Genomic DNA, 22,627 nt, shown 5'->3' on the forward strand with positions numbered 1-22,627 from the left:
TGCCGCGAACCGTCCGATGGACTGCCGCACGTCGGTGACCCCGCCGAGTGCTTACGTCACGCGTCCGGTGCGACCGGTGCCGCGAACCGTCGGATCGACTGCCGCACGTCGGTGAACCAGCAGAACGCTACGGCGACCCGGTGGACCGCCGTAGCGCCTGGGTTCGCCGCCGCGCCGGAGCGAGGCGGCGTCCCGAGGGTCAGTGGCGACGCGATTCGATCGCCTCGCGGGCCGCGTGTGCCGTCTGTGCTCCGCGCTCGCGGGCCAGCTGCGCGGTGTGCGCGCCGCGTTCCCGCGCGGCGTCGGCGATCTCCGGTCCGCGCTCTTTGGCGATCTCCGCCCATTCGGTCCCGCGCTGCTTGGCCAGATCCGCGAGTTGTGCACTCCGCTCTTTGGCGATTTCGGCCCACTCCGCGCCGCGCTCTTTAGCGATCTCAGCCAACTCCGCGCCGCGTTCCTTGGCGACTTCGGCCCAGTCGCTGCCGCGCTCTTTGGCGACTTCGGCCCAGTCGCTGCCGCGCTCTTTGGCGATCTCCGCCCACTCCGACCCGTGTGCCTTGGCGGTCTCGGCCAGGTCGCCGCCGTGTTCCTTGGCCGCTTCCGCCCACCCCGGGCCGTGACGCTGGGCCGATTCGGCGAGCTCGGAGCCCTTGCTCGCGGCCACCGCGCCGAGCGCGCGCGCTCGCTCGGCGGCCTCGTGCGCGTGCTTGCGCAACGCCGCGCCGGTGTTGGTGTCCGAGGCAGCGCCGAACGGCAGCGCGGCGGTGACCGCGGCGGCGGCGTCGCGTGCGGCCCGGCGGCCGCGCCAGCCCAGCGACGGCTTGCCCTCGGTGTCCGCCGCGGCGATCATCAGGCCGCCGAGCAGCCCGAGATCCTTGAGGAAAGCGTTCCGCTTCGCCGACTTGCGGGCGGGGTCCTGTTCGTTCCAGAAGTCCTGCTCGGTGACGGCCGCGGGCACGACGGTCGCCGCGAGCACCAGGGCGGCCAGGCGCGGCGCCTTTCCCAGGGCCAGCAGGACGCCGCCGCTCACCTGGGCGAGGGCGTTGACCTGCACGACGGTCGTGGGATTCGACGGCAACTTCGTGGCGATTTCTTCGGGGAGCTGCCGGTGCCCCCGTTCCAGTAGTGCGTTCGCGGCCTTGACCCGCTCGTCCGGGCGCCGCAGCGTATCTACCCCGTCTACTACGAACGCGGTGGCCAGTAGCGGCCGGGCGAGTCGGCGCAACAACATGACAGAACCCCTTCCCTTGATGTCGTCATGTTTCGGATTCCCGCGCGATTCGTGACCAAACAAGCCGGTCCGCCGCCGTGTGAAAGCCACCTCATCCGGGTAACAGCTAATGGAGAGAGATCGATCCAGGGGGAAAGGCACCGCGGCCCGCACCGGCCTGCGCTCTCGCCTCCCGCCCTGTCCCGCCGGAAGGTATCTGCTGTGAACACCCGTACGGCCACAACGGCTTTCGACGCCGTCGTCGCCGAGTTGCCCGCCGCGCCGACCTGCACGTTCCGGTTCGATTCGGTGCCCTGCCGTCATCGCGCGGAATGGTTCATCCGTAAACGATCCTGCTGCCACCCTGCGGGCGTGGATTTCCTGTGCGAAACCTGCCATACCCGCATCCACTGGATGCTCGATATCGGCGTGGTGTTCGAATGCACCGGCTGCGGCGTGCACTCGGCCAGTTTCGCCGAGCTCTGCCCGACCGCGGCTCCGCTGTGAGGGCGGTTCAGTGGCCGCCGGACTGCTTCGGCACGAGCACGTTCGTGGCGGCGAGAAAATCGGTGATGATCGACGTGACCCGCTCGGGGGCCTCCACCATCGGAAGATGACCGCAGTCCGGGAGTTCCACCGCCGTATGCGGGCGCAGCCTGCGGTTGAGCCGCCCGCCCGCCTTCGCCGACAGAATGCGATTGCGCCGCCCCCAGATGGTGCAGATCGGCGGGAATCCTTCGGGCGGATCGAACGTGTCCAGCGTGCGGTAGGACGGGAAATCCTGCACCAGGCCGTGCAGGGCTTGCAGCCTGCCCCGATCGGTCCAGTGCGCCCGCACGCGCGGCTCGTGCTGGTTCTTGCGGGCCCGTCCGCGGGGGCCGAGCTGATTGCCGACGATCAGGGAGACGACCGGGCTCGGCAGCGTGATCCGGCGGGCCAGCGGCGCCAGCGGCAGCCGCGCGTCCAGCCAGGCCAGGCCCGCCGACTGCCCGGAGCTGACGGTGTCCAGCGTGAGCGGATTGAGCAGCACGAGCGCGCACACCCGCGGCGCGTGGCCCATGGCGTAGCGCAGCGAGGTGGCGCTGCCGAGGCAGTTGCCGATCAGCACCACGTCGGTGAGGCGGTATGCGTCGAGGAACGCGGTGAGCATGTCGACGTAATCGGTGAGGCGGTAGCCCGTGGCGGGCTGGTCGGATTGCCCGTAGCCGGGCAGATCGAGCGCGTAGACCTCGTGGTCGTCCCGTAACGCGGCGACCTGGTCGTCCCAGATGCGGCGTTGCGTGCCGGCGTTGTGCAGGAACACGACCGGGGATCCGCTGCCGGTGCGGTCGAAGACCACGGCCCTGCCCCGATGTTGGAAAACGTCCACGCCGACTCCTACGAACCGTCGGCGAGCGAGCCGGCGATATCCCGCGATTCTACGTGGCCGTCCGCCCGGGCAGGGCCGATCGGATCAGCGGACCGCGGTCGCCGCGCGAAGGAACCGGCCGGTCCGGCGGCTGCCGAGCGCCGGGGCGGGAGTGCCGTCGCCGAAGACCGGCACTCCGCCGACGAACACCGCGGTGACCGCTTCGTCGTTGCGATTCACCATGCGCGGCAGGTTGTCGAACGGGGCGATCGGGGATTCGTGATAGGCGTCGAGCGAGTCGTCCAGGCGGGCCGGGTCCAGCACCACGGCATCGGCTCGGTCGCCCACCCGCAGGTGCCCGGCGTCCAGGCCGTACCAGTCCGCGAGTTCGCCGGTGAGCCGGTGCACCGCCTGTTCCACCGAGAGGAACGGACGACCGGCATCCGCGGCGTCGCGCACCCGGCGCAGGAAGCGGAGCCCGAAGTTGTAGAACGCCATGTTGCGCAGGTGCGCCCCCGCGTCGGAGAAGCCCAGCTGCACGCCGGGGTCGGCGGCGAGCCGATCGAGGACCGCGGGTCGATGATTGGAAATCGTTGTCCGCCAACGGACCTTGTTGCCGTGCTCCACCACCAGATCGAGGAAGGCGTCCACCGGATGCGCGCCGCCGCGGTCCAGGCCCACTTGACCGAAGGTCTTGCCGATCACCGCTGGGTCGGGGCATTCGACGATCCGCGCGTCGAAGAAGTCGCGGTGCCAGACCCGTGGACCGAATTTCTTGTCGTAGTCCGCGCGGAAGCGGCGCCGATAGCGTTCGTCGCGCAGCAGTTCGCGGCGTCGGTCCACCTGATCGGCCAGGTGCAGCGCCTCGGCGCCGGAGCCGAACTCTTCGAAGACCACCAGGTCGATGCCGTCGGCGTAGACCTCGAAGGGCACCGGAAGATGCTGCCAGCGGAAGTCGGCGCCCAGCGCGTTCAGGACCCGCGCGATCAGCGGAAACACGTGCACCACACCGGGAATCGCTTTGATGTCGGCGGCCGAGAGCAGGCTGACCTTCAGCGGCCTGCGGAACAGGCCGAGGCTGCCTGCCGCCATCGTGACCAGGCTGTGCGGCCGGGATACGTCGGGTCCGCCCTGCAACGCCCCGCCGCGCCGGCGCAGCACGGAATTGAGCCGGCGCCGTTCCCTGGCCGTCGCGTAGGTGGACGGCAGTGTGCGGGAGCGGCACACCTGGCCGTCCAGTTTGTCGAACAACAGTTGCTGGGAGGACATGCCGACGAACCCCGCGTCCAGCGCCTCGGTCAGTTTCGCTTCCATCCCGGCCAGTTCGGCGGTGTCGGGACGGACATCCTTGCGCGTCGCGCGGTCCAGGCCCATTTCGGCGGCGCGGATGTCGGAGTGCCCGATGAACGCGGCGACGTTCGGGCCCAACGGCAGTCGCTCCAGCGCGTCCGCGTACTCGTGCGCCGAGCGCCAGGTCTTGTGCTCGCCCACCGCCGCGACGACGTGCTTGCGCGGGATCGCCTCCACCCGCGCGAACAGGTCGCCCGCGTCGGAGGCGTCGACGTGCACGGTGGACAACGAGCACGAGCCGAGCAGCACCGTGGTGATGCCGTGGCGGACCGATTCGGTCAGCGCCGGATGTTGCAGCACCTCCACGTCGTAATGGGTGTGGATGTCGAGCATGCCCGGGATCACCCACTTCCCGGTGGCATCCACGACATTCGGACAGGCGGGGTCGTCGATGGGCTCCGCCGAGATGGTCTTGATCCGCCCGTCGTGGATGCCGAGGTGGCGGATCGCGGACGGCGCGCCGGTGCCGTCGAACCAGCGGCCGTTCGCGATGATCGTGTCGTACATGGGTCTACACCTCGAGATCGGCCCGCACGACCTTGCCGGTCGCATTGCGCGGGAGGGCGGTGGTGGTGAGCCGCCAGCGGGCGGGCACCTTGTAGTAGGCGAGCCGCTCGGCGGTGAACGCGCGCAGCTCCGCTTCGCTGGTGGCCGTGCCGCTTTCGACCACCACCAGGGCGGCGACCTGCTGGCCGAGGTCGGCGTCGGGCACGCCGAGGACCGCGCATTCGCGCACCGCGGGATGCTCCTCGAGGCACTGCTCGATCTCGGTGGGGTAGACGTTCTCCCCACCGCGCAGGATGAGATCCGAGCGGCGCCCGGACAAACGCAGTCGCCCGTCCTCCAGCACCCCGATGTCGCCGGTGCGCAGCCAGCGGTCCGGGGTGATCGCCGCGGCGGTGGCGGCATCGTCCTGCCAGTACCCGAGCATCACATACGGGCTGCGCACCCAGATCTCGGCTTCGGCGCCGTCGGGGACCGCGTTGCCCGCGCTGTCGCGGATCTCCAGCGTGACCCCGACGACCGGGCGTCCCACGGTGTCCGGGAACGCCGCCAGCTCGGCCGGGCTCGCCAGCGTCGCGGCGGTGCTGCATTCGGTGAGGCCGTAGCTGGTGACCAGCGCGTTGCGCGCGACGGGCAGCTGATCGCGCAACTTCTGTTGCAGCGCGGCCGAGGACGGCGCCGAGTTCAGCGAGAAGGCGGCCAGCGAGGACAGGTCGTAGCCGGACAGGTCCAGTTCGAGCATCCTGGTCGCCATGGTCGGCATCGCGCCCCAGTTGGTGACGCGTTCGGCCTCGATCAAACGCAGCACCCGATCGGCGTCGAACGACCCCTGGTGGATCACCGCCGCGTCGCCGGTGACCAACCGGGGGACCACGAGGTTGTGCAGGCTGGCGATATGGAACAGCGGTGAGGTGAGCAGGAAGCGTCGCCCGCTGGGCAGTTCGGTCGCCCCGGTCAGCGCGGCGGCCAGTGCGTCGTTGAACACGTGATAGTCGGTGACGGCCACCAGATTCCGGTGGGAGTGCACCGCCCCCTTGGGCCGTCCGCTGGTGCCGCTGGTGTACAGGATCACCGCGGGATCGTCTTCGTCGATCTCGGCGTAGGGCAGCTCGTCGGTCCGGTATTCGGTGATGAGCGCGGATACGTCCTGCTCCATCGTGAGGACCGGGATCCGGATGTCCAGCTCCGCCACCAGCGCGGCGCGTTTGGCGTCGACGACGAGCACGGCCGGTGCGGTGTGCTCGACGCCGTAAGCGATCTCGCGCGGCGCCCACCACGCGTTGTAGCCCACCGCGATCGCGCCGAGCGCTTGGGCCGCCCAGAACGTGAGCACCCATTCGGGTGTGTTCGCCGCGAGAATGCCGACCCGGTCGCCCTTGCGGACTCCGCATCGGTCACGCAGGGCCGTGGCCAGTGCCGCGACCGCGGCGGCGTGCTCGGCGAAGGACATCTTGCGCTCGGCGGTGACCAGATAGTCCCGGTCGCCGTGCTCGGCCGCGGCGACGAGCATCTCGCGCAGCGAGGACTTGCGGTGGCGCACCACCGGCATGGGCGCGCCGAGCACGTCCTCGACCACCATCTCGAATCGGCCGCCGGGTCCGGTGAGCCGGGCCGCGGCTTCCGCCACGTACGCCTGCGGGTCGAAGGGTTTCGTCATATCGGGTACTTCCTCGTCACTGCGCGGGGTCGATTCATCACGGTTCCGGGACCAGGACCGCGCGGCCGGTGATCAGGCCGCGTTCCAGCCGGTCGAGGGCGGCGCGGCCCTCGGCCAGCGGATAACGCTCCACCTCGACGCGGAGCTTTCCCGCCGCGGCCAGCGCCACGGAGTCGATCAGGTCGGACTTGGTGCCGCCGTAGGACTTGCGCACCGACGCGCCCCACGGCCAGCCCGCGCCACCGGCCGGCGCCGCCGTGATCTCCGGCGCGCCGCCGCCCAGGCCGATCATGCGGTACGCCCCGTTGGGCGCCACCGACTCCACCGCGAGTCGTGCGGTCGCGTCGACGCCGACGAAGTCGAACACCGCGTCCGCGCCGCGGCCCTGGGTCCGGTCGAGGATCTCGCGGGCGGTGTCGTCGCCCGCCAGGAGTCCTTCCGCCGCACCGCAGCGCGCGGCGAGTTCCAGTTTGTCGGTGCTGACGTCCACCGCCAGCACCCGGGCCGCCGTGGTCGCGGCGAGAATCTGCACCGCGACGTGACCGAGCCCGCCGATCCCGATCACCACCGCCACCGATCCCGGCCCGAGCTGCTCGCGCGCGCCGCGGATGGCGTGATAGCTCGACAGCGCGGCGTCGGCCAGCGGCGCGGCTTCGGTGAGATCCAGGTCGCCGATCGGCACGAACGAACTCGCGGGCACCCGGACGTAGTCGGCCATTCCGCCGTCCGGCCCGAGACCGGGGCACGGCGGCATGGCGGTGCGGCCCGCGGCGCGGCAGACGTTCTCGTTACCGCCGGTGCACTCCCGGCAGACCCCGCACGACCAGCACAGATACACGATGCCGCGCTCACCTGCCCGGCGGCCGTCCACCGCGTCGCCGACGGCCTCGATGGTGCCCGCGATCTCGTGGCCGAGGGTCAGCGGCTCCTCGCGCATCCGGAAGGGGATGTGCAGCACGTGCAGGTCGGAATGGCAGATGCCCGCCGCGCCCACGCGCAGCAGCAGGTCGGTGGGTCCGATCCGTGGGATCGGTACTTCGCGCAGTTCCAGCACCCCGGGCGCGGTGAGCTGCAGTGCCCGCATCATCCGCGTACCGCCGCGAACGTCGCGCGCAGGTAGGCGTCGGCGCGGTCGGAGCCGATGAGGCCGGGGGCCATCCGGTTCATGGTGTAGGCGAACGTGGTGCGGTGCTCGAGGTCGTTGACCACCATCGCGCCTCCGTACCCGGCCCACCAGCACACCCGGCCGTCCGGCACTTCCGGGGCGGTCTGCCGCTGCGGCAGACCGTAACCGATGCCGAACCGCAGCGGCACCGCGAGCGCGAGATCCACGCCGTCGGACTGCTGCTGGAAGATCAGGTCGATCGTCTTCTCCGACAGCAGCCGCCGCCCGTCCAGCTCGCCGCCGCAGGACACCAGGGATTGCACCCGCGCCACCGAGCGGGCGTTGCCGTGGCCGTTCACCGCGCCGATCTCGGCCTGCCGCCAGCCCGCGCTCGCGGTCTCGGCGATGTCGAGCAGCGGGCTGGTGAGCGTCTTGACCAGCACGCTGTCCTGGTCGAGGGCGGCCAGGTCGAATTCCGGCACGGCGGGCGGGATCAAGGTGGCGATGCGCCCGTGGTGCTCGGGCGCGGTGCCGATGTGGAAGTCCGCGCCCAGCGGCCCGGCGAGTTCTTCGGCGAAGAACTCGCCCAGCGAGCGTCCGGTGACGCGGCGGACCACCGCGCCGATCAGGTGGCCGTAGGCCAGCGCGTGATACCCCGACGCGGTGCCCGGCTCCCACCACGGCGGTTGGCTCGCGAGGCGGGCGGCGGAGGCTTCCGCGTCGTAGATGTCGGCCAGCTCGATCGGCGGCTGCCAGCCCGAGACTCCGGAGGTGTGCGCGAGCAGATGACGAATCTCTATGTCCCCCTTGCCGTTCGCCGCGAACTCCGGCCAGTACCTGGCCACCTTCGCGTGCACGTCCAGTTCGCCGCGCTCGACCAGCAGCAGCGCGCTCAGCGCGGTCATGGTCTTGGTGAGGGAGAAGACGTTGACCAAGGTGTCCTCGGTCCATGGCGCGGTGCGTCCCGGATCGCGGTAGCCGCCCCAGAGATCGACGACCGGTTCGCCGTCGACCGTGACGCAGATCGACGCGCCCAGTTCGTCCCCGGAGGCGAGCCGGGTCTCCAGTTCCGCTCGGACCTGCTCGAATCGCTCCGCGCAGAATCCCGACGTGGCGGTTCCCGTGGTAGTGGTCATCGCCGCCTCACACGCGTTCGAGCGTGCGGGCCGGAACCGGCAGCGCGTTCCCCGCCGCGGCCGCGCGTTTCGCACCGCGCGCCAATTCCCGCTGCATGTCCCGCACATACGGTTCGAATTCGATCTGGATGGTGTGCCTGGGCGAGTCGTAGTAGCGGCCCGTCCGGGCCGACTCCGCGGACCGGATGGCCGCCCGCATCTCCTCCGCCGACGGCAGGTGATAGCGCCCGGTCAGGTAGGCGGCGACCAGCTTGCTCTGCTGCTCGGCGAAGTTCACCAGCGTGGGCAGCGGCTGGGCCAGACCGAGGAAGAACAGATTGTCGACGCCGGGCTTGATCATCTGCTTGAACAGCGGGAAGCGGTTGTCGGCGTCGGGCAGCAGTTCGGGATCGGAGAAGAACGGGAAGGAGATGCGGTAACCGGTGGCGCAGACGATCACGTCCACCTCTTCGACGCTGCCGTCGGCGAAGCGCACCCGCGGCCCCTCCAGCGCGGTGATCGCGGGCTTGAACGTGACGTCGCCGCAGCCCGCGCGATGCAGGAACTCCTCGCTCGCCGAGGGATGCGCCTCGAAGGGCAGATGGTCGGGTTTGGGCAGGCCGTAGTCCTCCATGTTGCCGCGGAACTTCCGGACGAAGCGCTGCTTGAGTTTCAGCCCCAGCTTCGGCGGCATCCAGCGCGGCATCGAACGTTTGTCGCCCACCTTGCCGTTGACGTACTTCGGCAGCACCCACACCCCGCGCCGGGCGGAGACGAAGAGCTTCGCGGCGATGAACCGCTGCGACAGCTCGGAGGCGATGTCCAGGCCCGAGTTGCCCATGCCGACCACCACGACGCGCTTGCCGCGCATGTCGACGGGGTCGAACGGGTCGTTGTAGGCGTGGCTGTGCAGCAGCGTGCCGTCGAATGTCCCGGGATAGTCCGGAAGGCGGGGGTCCCAGTGATGCCCGTTGCAGACCACGAGCGCGTCGTAGTCCTTGGTGCGTCCCTCGCTCGTGGTGATCAGCCAGCGGCCGTCGGCCGCGCGTTCGGCGGCGGTCACCTCGGTGTCGAACACGATCCGGTCGCGGATGCCGAAATGGTCCACGTAGTCGCGGAAGTACTGGAACAGCTGGGAATGGTGCGGGAAGTCCGGCCACTCGTCGGGCGCGGGATAGTCCTCGAAGGCCAAGCGGAACTTGGACGTGTCGATGTGCAGGCTCTGGTAACAAGCCGACATGCCGTTCGGGTTCTTGTAGTACCAGTTGCCCCCTACTTCGTCGGACGCCTCGTAGCAGTCGAAGGGGATGCCGTGGTCGTTCAGGCGTTTGGCGGCGGTGATCCCGGAAGGGCCCGCCCCGATCACGCAGACGCGGGGGAGTGCGGTTGACGTCATTCACTGTCCTCGTGCTGGAGGGCCGTCCTCGACGACGGCCGAACCGTCCGGCGCGGAACCCGCACCGGAGTGACGTAGGCAACAAACTAACACTCACTAGACATACTGTCTAGTGAGTGACGAGCTGTCCATCCAAGCCTTCGATGCGTAGACTCCCTTAACGGAAGCAGCACGTCAGGACGGCTTTTACGAATTCGAGGTACTTGTCCACCATGCGGACGAACGCGAACACGAACCTGCGGGACGAGCAGAAGCAGCAGACCAGGGCCCGGCTGACGGAGGCCGCCAAGGAGCTGTTCGCCGCCCGCGGCTACGCGGCCGTGCGCGTGGACGACATCGCCGCCGCGGTCGGTTGCAGCCGGGCCACGTTCTACCTGCACTTCGCGGGGAAGCAGGAGATCTTGCGCGCGATCGCCGAACAGGGCACCGTGCCCACCGCGCTGCACTTCTATCAGGACCTCGACCGGGTGCTGGAGACCGGTTCGCGCGCCGAGTTCGCGGGCTGGGTGGCCCGAGCGATCGAGTGGTTTCACGAGTACAAGGACCTGCTGCCCGCCTGGGACGAGGCGACCGCACTGGAACCGGAGTTCCGCGAGATCGCGCGCACAGGCATCCTCGCCTTGCCCAACGCGATGACCGCCTACCTCGCCGGGTGGCCCGCCGACCGGCGCGACGAGGCGCGGCTGCGCGTGGAATTGCTTGTCGCTCAACTGGAAAGGTTCTTCACCCGCTGGGCTATGCAGGGCACCATCGACGTCTCGGTGGACCAAGCCGTCGAGGTGCTCACCGACATCTGGTTTCCCGCTCTGCGCGCGCCGACGACGAGCTGATCGCGCCTGGTCGCCCGCTCGGCATCGCTGCGCCTATCCGGCGTGAACCGGTGGCGGCGTGGGAATCGGAGCGGCCGTGCGCCGTCGAAAGGCGATCGCGCCTCAGGTGTTCCGGCGATCATCCTGATCGCGAGCACACCGGCGGCCGACGCGGTGCCGACGCTCGTGCCGACGCGGGGACTTCGGGGCTGTTGCCAGATATTCGCTGAATGCGCGAACCGAGGTGTCCGCAGGCCGGATTCGACGGTGGCCCGCAAATCTGTCGGCGTCGTGGGGCATCATCTGTGCACGCAGCCAACCACGAATCGCTCGGAGTCACCATGCCGTCCCCACGAACCAAGCCGCAACCTTTGTCGGACAGCGAGATTCAGCAGATCGCCACGGACATAGCCGGTGGCCGTCCGCCCATGGTGTGGTTCACCGCCGCCGCGGTCGGCGTTCCGGAGGGGCGCTCGGGCAAGGTGATCGCGCTCGGCGATCCGGCCGACGGTGACTTCCTGCAGGTCCGGCCGACCGGATCGAAGGATGTACTGTCCTTCTCTCCCATCGAGGTGACCTTGACCAAGCCGCCGCGAGGGGCGGCGGGCGCTACCGCCCAGCCGAAGTCGACCAGGAAGGAATCTTCTGTGACCCAGTCGTCGACCACGACGAACACCACCGCGCGACCCGAACCGGCGAGCGCACCCGAGCCTCCGGCCGCCCCGAAGCCGGCCGAGGCGTCCGGGGAAGCGGGCCGCGCGGGCAAGCACGCCCCGGCGGCGCCCGCGCCCAAGCCCGCCAAGACCGCCGCCGCCCGCAAGGCCAAGGCGCCCGAGGTCACCGTGACGCTCACCGGCACCGCCGACGGCGAGTGGACGATCGACGTGGTCAGCGGAAAGAAGCGCACCCTGCGCGGTATCCCGGTGGCCGGCTCCGCCGTGGCGCAGGCGGCGAAGATCCTGCATCCCGAGGTCGCCGAGGTGGTCTCCGGGGTCTTGGAGGCGTTGCGCGGGGTGCAGGAGGCCAAGGTGCAGCAGTTACAGGCCGAGCTCGAGGAGGCCAGGCGCCTGCTCGATGAGCTGAGCGACTGAGTCACACCGCCGGACTGGCGGATCGGGCGGCGGCGCGCCAGATCCGGCGTTCGGTGTCGGGCGGCGCGCGCCGCACGTCGTCGTGGAACGCGTAGCCGAGCGAGTGCTGCTTCGCGTGGTACATGGCCGCGTCCGCGTCGCGCAGCAGGCGGTGCATGTCGGTGTCCGAGCTGCGCGGACCGGCGCATGCCACGCCGACGCTCGCGGTGATCGGGATCTCGCCCGCGCTCAGCCCGAACGGCCGGACGAACGCGCCGAGCAGCCGTTCGGCCAGCACGGCGGCGTCCGGCCGGGCGAGCGGGGCGAGCACGACGAATTCGTCGCCGCCGTAGCGGGTCACCACGTCCTCGCGGCGCACCACCCGCCGGATCCGGCTCGCCGCTGTCGCGATCAGCTCGTCGCCGACGGCGTGGCCGTAGCTGTCGTTGACCCGCTTGAAGCCGTCGAGATCGATGAACAGCAGACAGATCGGCTGCTCGGCCCACTGCTCCCCGCGCTGGCGCAGGGCGCGCAGCAGCGCGGCCCGGTTCAGCAAACCGGTGAGCATGTCGTGGTCGGCCTGGTACTGCGCGCGCCGCTCGCTGCGCGCGCTGCGCACGATCGCGCGCTCGCTGCGCACCAGCATGCCGATCAGCAGCAGCGCGAACAGCGACGACACCACCACGCGGTCGAGCGGCCGCAGGCTGGATCCGACCACCGGGACCAGCGAGGCCACGATCAGCGCGATCGCGATGAGGCTGGCGCGCTGTCTGGAATGGTGCGGGTGGATGCGCCGCGGCGTGCCCAGCGTGGCCATGGTCGGGTGCAGCGCCGCGACGCCCACGGTGGCATAGGCGGCGAGCAGGGGAGCCAGCAGCACCTCGCGCCCGAGCGCGGTCGCGCCCGCGGTCTCCAAGGTGTAGCCCAGGTCGCCGAGCAGCACCGCGATCAATCCGGCGTGCAACAGCCACAGTGAAGTCTCCGCGCGCGTGGAGGTGGCCATCGAGTGCGCCACCAAGGTGAGCAGCAGCGCGTCGAGCACCGGGTAGGCCGCCGCCACCAGCGCGTCCAGTCCGGTCACGGTGGACTGCAGGATCGGTGAGATGAGGAAGGTCCAGGAGGCGAGCAGCGCGCCGAGTCCGATGAGGGCCGAGTCCAGCATCAGGTCGTAATTGCCGTGCACTTGGCGCGGCCACAGCCAGATCAGCGCGGCGAACCCGACACCGAGATAACCGAGCAGGCTGAACGCGTCGTCGAGCGGGTGCACCGCGTGGTCGCCGACGTCACGCAGCGTGGTGCCGGTGGCGAACAGCACCGCCGAACCGGACAGCAGATACCACGGCAGCGGATGCGCGGGCCGGTGCGTACGCATCCCGACGGCGACCATGGCTACGGTCTCGCCGACGATGACCACCATCGTCACGAACGCCACCAGTTGCGAGTCGAGCGCCAGGTGGACCGCGATCGCGGCCCCGCTTCCCCCCAGAAGCACCGCGTACCAGCCCGTTCCGATACTGCGCCGACAGTTGGTCTGTGGCTGTTCACTGGGTGTCATCAGCCCCCCTTGGTCGCTCCGTCCCCGGTGCACCGGGCCGCGTAACAGATCTGGGAATCCTCCACCGCGACTTCGACGTTCGCCTGTTCGCCGAGCACCGCCCGGATGCTGTCGGCGAACGCTAACCGAGTGTTGTTGTACGAGCAGATGTCCCAACCGACCGCTGCGCGCTCGGCAACCAATACCTGGACAACTGATTTGATCATGGCATGGAATGCCGCTTCTTCGCGGGCAGTTGCGCAACAAGGGTGAAACCCGTCGACGTGCGCCGTGACTTCCGCAGGCGGGGTCGGCCATCCCGCCCGGAACTCCGCGGCATGCGCTACCTGCCGGGCGACGGCATTCGCCCGCGGCCCGAATGTCTTCGCGCGGGTGGGGGCACGGACGCGGCACGAGATATCGCAGGCCGGTCTTCCGCCGCAATCGATGGTGCGTCCACGAACGCCGATCACGCGGCCGAGCGCGCGGACAGAATGCTCGCGCGCGTGTCTCGTACCCTTGCACCGACCGAGACAGCGAGGAGCGAGTGTGCGGACATGGGTGGCGCCGGGCCGGGTCAACATCATCGGCGAGCACACCGATTACAACGACGGCTACGTCCTGCCGATCGCGTTGCCGCTGGTGATGCGATGTACGGCGGCGGCGCGCGCCGACGGGGCGGTGCGAGTCGGCTCGCGGCAGCGGCCCGGCGAGCCGGTGCTGGTCGCGGTGTCCGACCTCGCCGCGGAGCGGGCCCGGATGCCCGCGTGGGCGCGTTATCCGCTCGGGGTGGTCGCGGAGTTCACCCGGCGCGGGCATCGGATTCCCGGCGTGGATCTCGACCTCGACGGTGAGGTGCCGATCGGCGCGGGCCTGTCGTCCTCGGCGGCGCTGTCCTGCGCGGTGGCGGTCGCGCTGCGTGATCTGTTCGCCCCCGGCCTGACCGACCGATCGTTGATCGACGTGGCCCGCACCGCAGAGAACGACTACGTCGGCGCGCCGACCGGCTTACTGGACCAATCGGCCGCGCTGCTGTGCACGGCCGGGCACGCGCTGCTGCTGGACGTGCGGGCCTTCGCCGCCGACACCACCGCGCCGCGCGGTACCGGGCACGAGCAGATCCCCTTCGACCTCGCCGCCTTCGGACTCGAACTACTCGTGATCGATACCGGCCAGCCGCACGAACTGGTCGACGGCCGCTACGGCGAGCGGCGCGACGAATGCGCCGCGGCCGCCGCGGCGCTCGGCGCAGGCACCTTGCGGGATGTGACGACGACCGACACAGGCCGGATCGCCGACGACGTGCTGCGCCGCCGCGCCAGGCACGTGGTGACGGAGAACGCCAGGGTGCTCGCGGTTGCCGAGAAATTGCGAGAAGGCGCCGATCCACGGGGCATCGGCCCGATCCTGACGGCGGGGCACGCGTCGCTGCGGGATGACTTCGAGGTGTCCACCCCGGCCCTGGACACGGCGGTCGACGCCGCGCTGGCCGCGGGGGCGCACGGCGCGCGGATGGTCGGCGGCGGGTTCGGCGGAAGCGTCGTCGCGCTGGTCGACCAGGACCGCACCGCGACGGTGGTCAAGGCGGTCCGGCGGCGCTTCGCCGCCGCGGGTCTTCCCGGTCCGCGCACGTTCGTGGTGGTCCCCGCCGCCGGAGCGCATCGGATCGGCTGAGTGCCCGGCCGGATTTGTGCGCGAATGTGCCCCGCCGGTAGGGCATGATCGCGCAGAGTGGTGTCTGCCGACACCATTCGGCGGGCGACGAAGAGGTCGCGCGCGCCGGGCAGGCCCAGCACGACGCACGCTGTCGCACGACGAGCGATCCCGCTCGCCGCCCCGGTTGTACCCGCCAGGAGGAACGCTGTGCCGCTCGCCGATCCGTCCGTTCTCGCCGCCGTGCCCGGACTGCACCCGGCCGCCCCGCCGCCGCAGCTGGTAGCCGCCGAGACCCTCCGGCTGGACGCTCAGCCCGTCGATTACGCGCTGGTCGCGCTGTATTTCGTGTTCGTGCTCGGCATCGGCCTGCTGGCCAGGCAGCGGGTGTCCTCCAGCATCGACTTCTTCCTGTCGGGGCGCTCGCTGCCCGCGTGGGTGACCGGTCTGGCGTTCATCTCCGCCAACCTCGGCGCGGTGGAGATCATGGGCATGTCCGCCAACGGCGCGGAGTACGGGTTCCCGACCTTCCACTACTTCTGGATCGGCGCGGTGCCCGCCATGCTGTTCCTCGGCGTGGTGATGATGCCGTTCTACTACGGCTCCAAGGTGCGCAGCGTGCCGGAGTTCATGCGCCGCCGCTTCGGCACCGGAGCCCATCTGGTGAACGCGCTGAGTTTCGCCATCGCGCAGATCCTCATCGCGGGGGTCAACCTGTACCTGCTCGGCTCGATCGTGAACGTGCTGCTGGGGTGGCCGCTGTGGGTCTCGGTGATCGTGGCCGCGGTGATCGTGCTGTCCTACATCACCCTCGGCGGTCTGTCGGCCGCGATCTACAACGAGGTGCTCCAGTTCTTCGTCATCGTGGCCGCGCTGCTGCCGCTCACCCTGGTCGGCTTGCACAAGATCGGCGGCTGGGAGGGGCTGCGCGACCGTGTCTCCGCCTCGCCGGGTGGTGCGCAACAGCTGGAGTCCTGGCCGGGCAATGCGCTCAGCGGATTCGGCAACGACTTCCTCTCGATCCTCGGCATCGTGTTCGGCCTGGGGTTCGTGCTCTCCTTCGGGTACTGGACCACGAACTTCGTCGAGGTACAGCGCGCGATGGCGACGCACTCCATCTCGGCGGCGCGGCGCACCCCGATCATCGGCGCCTACCCGAAGATGTTCATCCCGCTGATCGTGGTGATCCCCGGCATGATCAGCGCCGTGCTGGTGCCGCAGATGGCGGAGTACAAGGCGGCGGTGACCGCGAATCCGGACTTCGAGAGCGACACCACCTACAACCAGGCGCTGCTGTACCTCATGAAGGACGTCCTGCCCAACGGCCTGCTGGGGGTGGGGCTGGCCGGTCTGCTGGCGGCCTTCATGGCGGGCATGGCGGCCAACATCTCGGCGTTCAACACCGTCTTCAGCTACGACCTGTGGCAGCAGTACGTGCGGCGGGAGCGCCCGGACGGCTACTACCTCGGCGTGGGCAGGCTGGCCACCGTCGGCGCGACCGTGGCCGCGATCTTCACCGCGTTCATCGCCTCCGGGTTCAGCAACATGATGGACTACCTGCAAACCCTGTTCAGCTTCTTCAACGCGCCGCTGTTCGCCACGTTCATCCTCGGTATGTTCTGGAAACGGATGACGCCCACCGCGGGCTGGATGGGGCTGGTTTGCGGAACCGCTTCGGCCATCTTCGTTTTCATCCTGCACGAGACGAAGGTCTTCGAATTGTCCGGCCAGGGAGCCAGTTTCGTCGCCGCCGGGGTCGCCTTCGTCGTCGACATCGTCGTCAGCGTCGCCGTCACCCAGGTCACTCGGCCGAAACCGGCGGCGGAACTGGTCGGGCTGGTGTACTCGGAGACGCCGAAGGAAGTGCGCACCGACCCGGAGGCGGGCACGCTGCCCTGGTACCAGCGCCCGGTCCTGCTGGCGGGCATCGCGTTCGTGCTCGTCATCCTGCTCAACATCGTCGTCGGATAAGGAACCGCCGCCATGCTTTTCGATATCCGCACCATCGTCGGCGGCTTGCTCGGCTGCTACGCGATCGTCCTCGTGATCACCGGGTTGGTGCACGACACCGCCGCCGAGCAGGCCAAGACCGGCGGGGTGAACGTGAACCTCTGGGCCGGGCTCGGCATGGGCGTGGTCGCGTTTGTCTTCGTGGCATGGGCGCTGTGGCGTCCGGTCCAGGTGCCGCCGGAGTCGCACCCGGCGGAGCACGCCGATGAGGAGTCCGGCTCCGCCTGACACGTCCGGCGCCCCCTGGGAGATTCCCAGGGGGCGCCGGTTGTCACACGGGTCAGACGCCGGGAGTACCGGTTCCGCCGGGCCAGGTGCCCGTTCCGCCGGTGCCGGTTCCGCCGACACCAGGGGTGCCGGTCCCGCCGACACCCGGCATGCCGGTTCCGCCTGCGCCAGGCGTGCCGGTCGTGCCTGCGCCCGGAGTGCCGGTCGCGCCGCGCTCCGTGGCGGTGCTACCGGCGTCCGGCCGCGGAATGTCACCGCGCCAAGCACCGGTCTCGCGGCCTTGGTGCTCGATGAAGTGCTTGAAGCGCTCCAGGTCACCGTTCACCCGGTGCTTCAGCACGCCGAGCTTGTCGGCGACGTTCTCCACGAACCCTTCGGGGTCGACGTCCATCTGCGCGGTCACCCTGGTGTGGGTGTCGTCGAGCCGATGGAACGTGACGACGCCCGCGTGCTTGGGCCCGCTGTCGGACTTCCAGGCGACGCGTTCGTCGGGATGCTGCTCGGTGATGGTCGCGTCGAATTCCCGCGTCGACGGGCCGACATGGACACGCCAGTGCATATGCCGGTCATCGATCTGCTGTACCGCTTCGACACCCTCCATGAACTGCGGAAACGACTCGAACTGCGTCCACTGGTTGTAGGCGGTGCGAACCGGAACCTCGACGTCCACCGTGGCGGCCATTGTGCTCACTTGCTACCCCTTTCCTCGCCTGCCCGCACCATTCGCGGGCCGGCGTCTCTCGGTTGACAAGCGCTCCCTTGTGGGGCGACTCGGGACATTGATCGCTTACCCGGGGCGTTGGGGGGCAAACAGGCGGCGGTCCCGCTACCCACGCTCGGCGGCGCCGGCCGATCCGCCGAAATTCGGCCCTCGTGGCTTCGCCCTCGAATGCGAGGACCACCCGAAACGTGCGAGGACATCCGCTGACGCGTCGCGACATTCTTGCTGCTGCGGCAATCACACTTTCGTCATGGTGACCGCACCTGACCATCGAGTGAAGGAGGGTCCGAAATGAAGAAGGTCGGAATTTTCGAGATGCCCACCCGAAGCGAGATGCGCGATCCCGAGGCGGTGAAGAAGCGCGTAGCGGCCTCCAACGGCGGCCGGGACGACGCCTACGGCGCGTATCAGCTCGCCTGCCTGATGGCCGCCACCGAGGCGGAAGAGGACGGAAGCGACGACGAGTCCTGCCTCAGCCAGTTCGAAGACGCGCTACCCGGCTGGTTGAGCCGTCTCGGCTTGAAACTGGACGTCCACGCGTACGGCGTCTGCCACATGTCGGATGTCGACAGCACCGATCGGGGCGACGCGTCGTCGATCTATTGGACCTTGTCCGGGTTCCGGGACCGTTCCCGAATCTACGAGGCCATCGCCTTTCCGTCCGGCACACCGGCGCCGTCCGGTTCGATGATGGAGCAGTACGACGATTGGTCGCAGAACGCCGCCGCGGTAGCGGAAGAGGAATCCACCGACTCGGCGCGATTCGCCACGTTCGTCGACTCGATGTCGCGATACCTGAACTCTTCCGGCAAGAATTTCCCCGGAACCTCATTCGGCTACTTCAACAGCGCAGGCAGCGAAATCTATACGCCGAGCATGGAGGAAACCGGAATGCTCTGGAGCGTGGCCCCGCTGGGCTCCTTCGACGGCCACATGTACGAATGCGTCACCGCCCTGCCGAAGTGAGTTCGAGATCCACGGCACCTGATTTCGGCATCGTGCGGAGCACGTCCCCGACTGTGCCCTCGGGCGTCCGCACGGCCCTCGTCGACAGCCGAGCTCCTGCTACCGCAGCGAATCCGTTGGTCGAGCCCACCCGTAATCGACGGCCCGGCATCGAGTCGACCTCGATGCCGGGGCCGGAATGCCGCGAGTCACTGTGACGACTCGGTGCGAGCCTCAGTGGCACAGGAAGTACCGTCACGTCTCACCACCGTCGGGCTCGAGCCCTATTTGGCGTCCCCGTAGCATTCCACCACCGCCGTGGTGCAGGGAAACCGAACCGGTGTCGGTCCGAAGGCCAGCCGGCCCGCGGTATCGGCCGCGGTGGCGATCATCTCGGCGACCGTCGCCGCCTCCTCCGACGGGCAGTGCACCATCACCTCGTCATGCTGGAAGAAGACCAGCTCGGCACGGAGCCCGGCCCGAGCCATCGCCTGTCGCAGGGCCGCCAGGACCAGCAGGGCCCAGTCGGCGGCGCTACCCTGCACCACGAAGTTACGAGTGAAGCGGCCACGGGCACGCGCCGCCGAGGTACTGCCGTACTCGCCGGGTTTCTCCCCGGACAGGTCCTGATGGTCGGGCGGCGCGGCCGATACCGACGGGCACGTCCGCCCCAGCCACGTGCGTACCAGACGACCCTCCTCACCGGCGCGCGCCGCGTCGTCGACATAGGCCACCGCGGCCGGATATCGGCGACGCAGACCGGCCAAGTGGGTCAGCGCATCGCCGGAGGTCTGACCGTAGATGGCGCCCAAGAGGGCGAGTTTGGCTTGCGCGCGGTCGCCGCCGAAGCCACGGGCCGCCAGGTCCGCGTACAGGTCCTCACCTCGACCGGCCACCTCCATCAGCCCTGGATCGCGCGAGACGGCGGCAAGTATCCGTGGCTCCATTTGATCGGCGTCGGCGACCACGAGGCGCCAGCCCGGATCGGCGCGTATCGCCCGGCGGATCACTTTCGGGATCTGCAGTGCCCCACCACCATTGGTGGTCCAGCGGCCTGAAACCGTGCCGCCGGGCAGGTATTCGGGACGAAAGCGGCCGCCGTGCACCCACTGTTCGAGCCAGGACCAGCCGTGGGCGGTATACAAGCGATACAGCGACTTGTAGGCCAGCAGCGGCGCTACCGCGGGGTGATCGATGCGTTGGAGTTCCCATTTCCGCGTGGAAGACAACTCGATTCCGGCGCGGGCGAAGGCCTTGATGATGTCGTTGGGCAAGTCCGGACGGACCCGCACTCCGTTGCCGAAAGCCCGCGACACTTCTTCGGCCAACTCCGCCATCCGGCGCGGTTGCGACCCGCCCGGGTAGCGCTCGCCCAGTAGCGTGTCCAGCAACTCGCGGTGCACGTCCGCGCGCCACGGGATCCCCGACCGCGACATCTCCGCGGCAACCAGCATGCCCGCCGATTCGGCGGCGAGCAGCAGTCGCATCCGCTCCGGATGCTCGGTGGCCGCCGTCCGGGCGATCTGACCCGCGTAGACCTGCAACAGGGCGGTGAATTCATTCGTACCGGCCGGCAGCGGCACCGGGCCCGACTCGAACAACGACGGCTGGCTCTCGGCGGCCCGTGCGGGGGCATCCGGCGGAACGGGCAGATTGTGCAGGCGAGCCCAAGCGGCCGCCAGCGAACGAGGCTGACCCGACTGCCCCTCCTCATACCCGATCAGCAATGCCTCCGCGGCCTCCACGTCGTAGCAGCGCTCGACCCGCACGCCCGCCGCCAGCAGGGGCCGGTAGATCTCGGCGGTGGACCGCCACACCCACCGCTCGACCTCGGGGCGGGAACGCACTGCCTCGGCGATCGACGGCTCGTAGACCACCGCCCCAGCGGGCCGGCCGTCCGGATCGAGTGGACACAGATACGCGCCCCCCTCGCCCGATTCCGCCACCGCCCACCTCACATCCTCGAGTCTGGCACCAGTGTCCGACACCATCGGCAGCGCTTCGTCGCGTCGCCGGGCTGTTTCACCGGATCTCACCGCATGCCGACGGTCCAACCCTCGTCGGCCAGGCCCGACAGAATCGGCAACCGATGATTCCATCGGTTCGACGAGCTGGACGTGGACCCCGGCGCGGGACGGGGTATGTCCGGTCCCGGGCATACCCCGTCCGCTTTTCGAGGCTCAGTGCGGTTTCGCTCCAGCGCGCTGTCGGCCCGGCTCGGCCTTGGGCCGGTCAGCCGAGCGTGCGGGTGAGGAAGTCGCGGATCAGTGCGGCGATCTCGGTGCCGTGCGTTTCCAGGGCGAAGTGGCCCGTGTTCAGCAGGTGCAGTTCGGCGTCCGGCAGATCGCGCAGGTAGGCGCGCGCGCCGTCGGCTCCGAAGATCTCATCGTGCTCGCCCCAGGTGATCAGGGCGGGAGGCCGGTGCTCAGCGAAGTACTTCTGGAACTCGGGGTAGCGATCGAGGTTCAGTTTGTAGTCGGCGAAGAGCTGGAGTTGGATCTCCTTGTTGCCTGGCCGGTCCAGGTAGTGCTGATCCAAGGTCCAGGTGTCGGGGCTGATCCGCGTCCGCCGGTCGGCCGGGACGCCGTGGGTGTACTGCCATTTCGTGGCGTCGAGTTCGAGCAGCTTACGCACCTCGGGCTCATGTGCCGCCCGGTCGTTGGCATGTGCGAACAGCACCTCCCAGAAGGGGGTGAAGCCCTCCAGGTATGCGTTGCCGCTCTGGGTGATGATCGCGGTGACACGGTCCGGATTGCGGGAGGCGATGCGCAACCCGATCGGTGCACCGTAATCCTGGATGTAGAGGGCGAACCGCTGCACGCCCAAGACGTCCAACAGTTCCGAGGTGACCTCGGTGAGCTTCTCGAAGCTGTAGTCGAAGGCGAGCACGGACGGCATGGCCGACTGCCCGAACCCGATATGGTCCGGCGCGATCAGGTGATAGTCCGCGGCCAGCTCCGGCAGCAGATTGCGGAACATCGCCGAACTCGTCGGAAAGCCGTGCAGCAGCACAAGCGTCGGCTTGCTCGGATCTCCCGCCTCCCGGTAGAAGACCGGCAGCCCTTGGACCTCGACGGTGTTGTGACGCACTGCGTTCATCGTGTTTCTCCTGGTCGTGTTCATCGAACGGACACTCGGGGTCGGTCGTGGCAGCGGATGTCGCCGACCCGGCTTCGCGCCTCATGTCCCTCCTATAACCCTTCAAACATCTTTCAGTGGTTAAGGGTGTCCGCATAAATCTAACCTGTCAATGTGACATAGATGGTTATCTATAGGGGAATATCCTCAGCGCCGCACAGCAACCTCCCCGGGAGCCCAAGCCCGCACCATGCGTTAGCTAGTGCATGGGCTACCCGCGCGTGACACCGGCTACTGTGTCCTTTGTTCCGGAGATCTCGTCCATCAGCATCCGCAACGTGAGTGAGTGCTTCTCGGGCGGAAGCGCGTCCAACGCATTACGCGCCGCTCGGACACCCTCGGCTCGATCACCGGCTCTCACCAGCATCAGACCCCGATGCATCTCCAGATGTGTTGCGAAGCGCGGCAGTTCGGCCGGAAGTTCTCTTCGCGCTTGCTCTTGCGCTGCCACCGCCGATCTCTCATCTCCGACCCGTGCGGCCAGCAAGGAGAGGAACACGTTCATGCGCCACCACGGGTGGTCCCCCTTTGCGCCACAGGGAAGCACCCACGTGCCGGGGCACCCGAAAGGGGGAAGGCTGCGCGAACGGGACTCCGCATCGGTATGCCCAACCGACCTCGCCGCCAGCCTTCCCCCGATCCGCCTCAAACACACTGAGCGACAAAACGATCGCTATCCGCGTGACTACCTTTCGCGGAAGGTCCGCCTATGCACACTCCCAGTACGAAGCGGGGTATGTGATGACATCCCCGCAACCGAACGAGCCGGATGTGCACCTGGTTGTGCGGCTGCGCGGCTACCACCTGCACTATGCGGCATGCCTCACTGCCGCT

Annotated in this window: 18 protein-coding genes and 1 pseudogene; 7 read left to right on the plus strand and 12 right to left on the minus strand. The window is 69.0% G+C overall.

Annotation, left to right across the window (positions count from 1 at the left end):
* Positions 1-199: 199 nt before the first annotated feature.
* Entirely contained in the window at positions 200-1,231 is a 1,032-nt protein-coding gene (locus QMG86_RS05550; protein ID WP_281878066.1) for a DoxX family protein, read from the minus strand.
* A gap of 201 nt (positions 1,232-1,432) precedes the next feature.
* On the opposite strand from QMG86_RS05550, the gene QMG86_RS05555 reads away from it, so the two are divergent.
* Complete coding sequence (locus tag QMG86_RS05555; protein ID WP_281878067.1) at positions 1,433-1,717, plus strand: hypothetical protein; 285 nt, start codon at positions 1,433-1,435, stop codon at positions 1,715-1,717.
* Positions 1,718-1,724: 7 nt separating this feature from the next.
* Here QMG86_RS05555 and QMG86_RS05560 read toward each other — a convergent pair whose 3' ends face one another.
* The 6 genes from QMG86_RS05560 to QMG86_RS05585 all read right to left on the minus strand — a co-directional run bounded on the left by QMG86_RS05560 (position 1,725) and on the right by QMG86_RS05585 (position 9,685).
* Positions 1,725-2,579, minus strand: a complete 855-nt coding sequence (locus tag QMG86_RS05560) for an alpha/beta fold hydrolase (RefSeq protein ID WP_281878068.1) — start codon at positions 2,577-2,579, stop codon at positions 1,725-1,727.
* A gap of 84 nt (positions 2,580-2,663) precedes the next feature.
* Positions 2,664-4,415, minus strand: coding sequence for an N-acyl-D-amino-acid deacylase family protein (locus QMG86_RS05565; protein WP_281878069.1), 1,752 nt, complete (start codon positions 4,413-4,415; stop codon positions 2,664-2,666).
* 4 nt (positions 4,416-4,419) lie between these two features.
* The gene (casG, locus tag QMG86_RS05570) at positions 4,420-6,069 is read right to left on the minus strand and encodes a steroid-24-oyl-CoA synthetase (RefSeq protein ID WP_281878070.1); all 1,650 of its coding nucleotides are present in this window, start codon (positions 6,067-6,069) and stop codon (positions 4,420-4,422) included.
* A 37-nt stretch (positions 6,070-6,106) separates the two neighbouring features.
* Entirely contained in the window at positions 6,107-7,153 is a 1,047-nt protein-coding gene (locus QMG86_RS05575; protein WP_281880794.1) for an NAD(P)-dependent alcohol dehydrogenase, read from the minus strand.
* Entirely contained in the window at positions 7,153-8,310 is a 1,158-nt protein-coding gene (locus QMG86_RS05580; RefSeq protein WP_281878071.1) for a serine hydrolase domain-containing protein, read from the minus strand. Before QMG86_RS05580 ends, QMG86_RS05575 begins: the two co-directional genes overlap by 1 nt.
* A 7-nt stretch (positions 8,311-8,317) precedes the next feature.
* Positions 8,318-9,685 carry a flavin-containing monooxygenase gene (locus tag QMG86_RS05585; RefSeq protein ID WP_281878073.1) on the minus strand — a complete coding sequence of 456 codons (1,368 nt, stop codon included), beginning with the start codon at positions 9,683-9,685 and terminating at the stop codon, positions 8,318-8,320.
* 212 nt (positions 9,686-9,897) lie between these two features.
* On the opposite strand from QMG86_RS05585, the gene QMG86_RS05590 reads away from it, so the two are divergent.
* Complete coding sequence (locus tag QMG86_RS05590; protein ID WP_281878075.1) at positions 9,898-10,515, plus strand: TetR/AcrR family transcriptional regulator; 618 nt, start codon at positions 9,898-9,900, stop codon at positions 10,513-10,515.
* Between the two features lie 320 nt (positions 10,516-10,835).
* A complete protein-coding gene (locus tag QMG86_RS05595) occupies positions 10,836-11,585 on the plus strand; it encodes a DUF6319 family protein (RefSeq protein ID WP_281878076.1) in 750 nt (249 codons plus the stop codon).
* 1 nt (position 11,586) lies between these two features.
* Here QMG86_RS05595 and QMG86_RS05600 read toward each other — a convergent pair whose 3' ends face one another.
* On the minus strand, positions 11,587-13,119 hold the full coding sequence (locus QMG86_RS05600; protein ID WP_281878077.1) for a GGDEF domain-containing protein: 1,533 nt from the start codon (positions 13,117-13,119) through the stop codon (positions 11,587-11,589).
* Positions 13,119-13,325 carry a hypothetical protein gene (locus QMG86_RS05605; RefSeq protein WP_281878078.1) on the minus strand — a complete coding sequence of 69 codons (207 nt, stop codon included), beginning with the start codon at positions 13,323-13,325 and terminating at the stop codon, positions 13,119-13,121. Before QMG86_RS05605 ends, QMG86_RS05600 begins: the two co-directional genes overlap by 1 nt.
* 322 nt (positions 13,326-13,647) lie before the next feature.
* Here QMG86_RS05605 and galK point away from each other — a divergent pair, with 322 nt between their 5' ends.
* The 3 genes from galK to QMG86_RS05620 all read left to right on the plus strand — a co-directional run bounded on the left by galK (position 13,648) and on the right by QMG86_RS05620 (position 16,989).
* Positions 13,648-14,772 (plus strand): galactokinase, encoded by a 1,125-nt coding sequence (gene galK, locus QMG86_RS05610; protein WP_281878079.1) that lies wholly within the window; start codon positions 13,648-13,650, stop codon positions 14,770-14,772.
* 231 nt (positions 14,773-15,003) lie between these two features.
* A complete protein-coding gene (locus QMG86_RS05615; RefSeq protein ID WP_434086194.1) occupies positions 15,004-16,722 on the plus strand; it encodes a sodium:solute symporter family protein in 1,719 nt (572 codons plus the stop codon).
* Positions 16,723-16,734: 12 nt separating this feature from the next.
* A complete protein-coding gene (locus tag QMG86_RS05620; RefSeq protein WP_281878081.1) occupies positions 16,735-16,989 on the plus strand; it encodes a hypothetical protein in 255 nt (84 codons plus the stop codon).
* 235 nt (positions 16,990-17,224) lie between these two features.
* On the opposite strand, the pseudogene QMG86_RS05625 reads toward QMG86_RS05620, so the two are convergent.
* A pseudogene (locus QMG86_RS05625) lies at positions 17,225-17,680 on the minus strand (SRPBCC family protein); the annotation flags it as partial.
* Between the two features lie 321 nt (positions 17,681-18,001).
* Here QMG86_RS05625 and QMG86_RS05630 point away from each other — a divergent pair.
* Positions 18,002-18,676 (plus strand): hypothetical protein, encoded by a 675-nt coding sequence (locus QMG86_RS05630; RefSeq protein WP_281878082.1) that lies wholly within the window; start codon positions 18,002-18,004, stop codon positions 18,674-18,676.
* A 263-nt stretch (positions 18,677-18,939) separates the two neighbouring features.
* On the opposite strand, the gene QMG86_RS05635 is transcribed toward QMG86_RS05630, so the two are convergent.
* Together QMG86_RS05635 and QMG86_RS05640 are read right to left on the minus strand one after the other, a co-directional pair.
* The gene (locus QMG86_RS05635) at positions 18,940-20,613 is read right to left on the minus strand and encodes a bifunctional 3'-5' exonuclease/DNA polymerase (protein WP_281878084.1); all 1,674 of its coding nucleotides are present in this window, start codon (positions 20,611-20,613) and stop codon (positions 18,940-18,942) included.
* Positions 20,614-20,887: 274 nt separating this feature from the next.
* Positions 20,888-21,754, minus strand: coding sequence for an alpha/beta fold hydrolase (locus QMG86_RS05640; RefSeq protein WP_281878085.1), 867 nt, complete (start codon positions 21,752-21,754; stop codon positions 20,888-20,890).
* Positions 21,755-22,627: the final 873 nt, after the last annotated feature.

Source organism: Nocardia sputorum (assembly GCF_027924405.1).
GTDB classification, from domain to species: Bacteria; Actinomycetota; Actinomycetes; order Mycobacteriales; family Mycobacteriaceae; genus Nocardia; species Nocardia sputorum.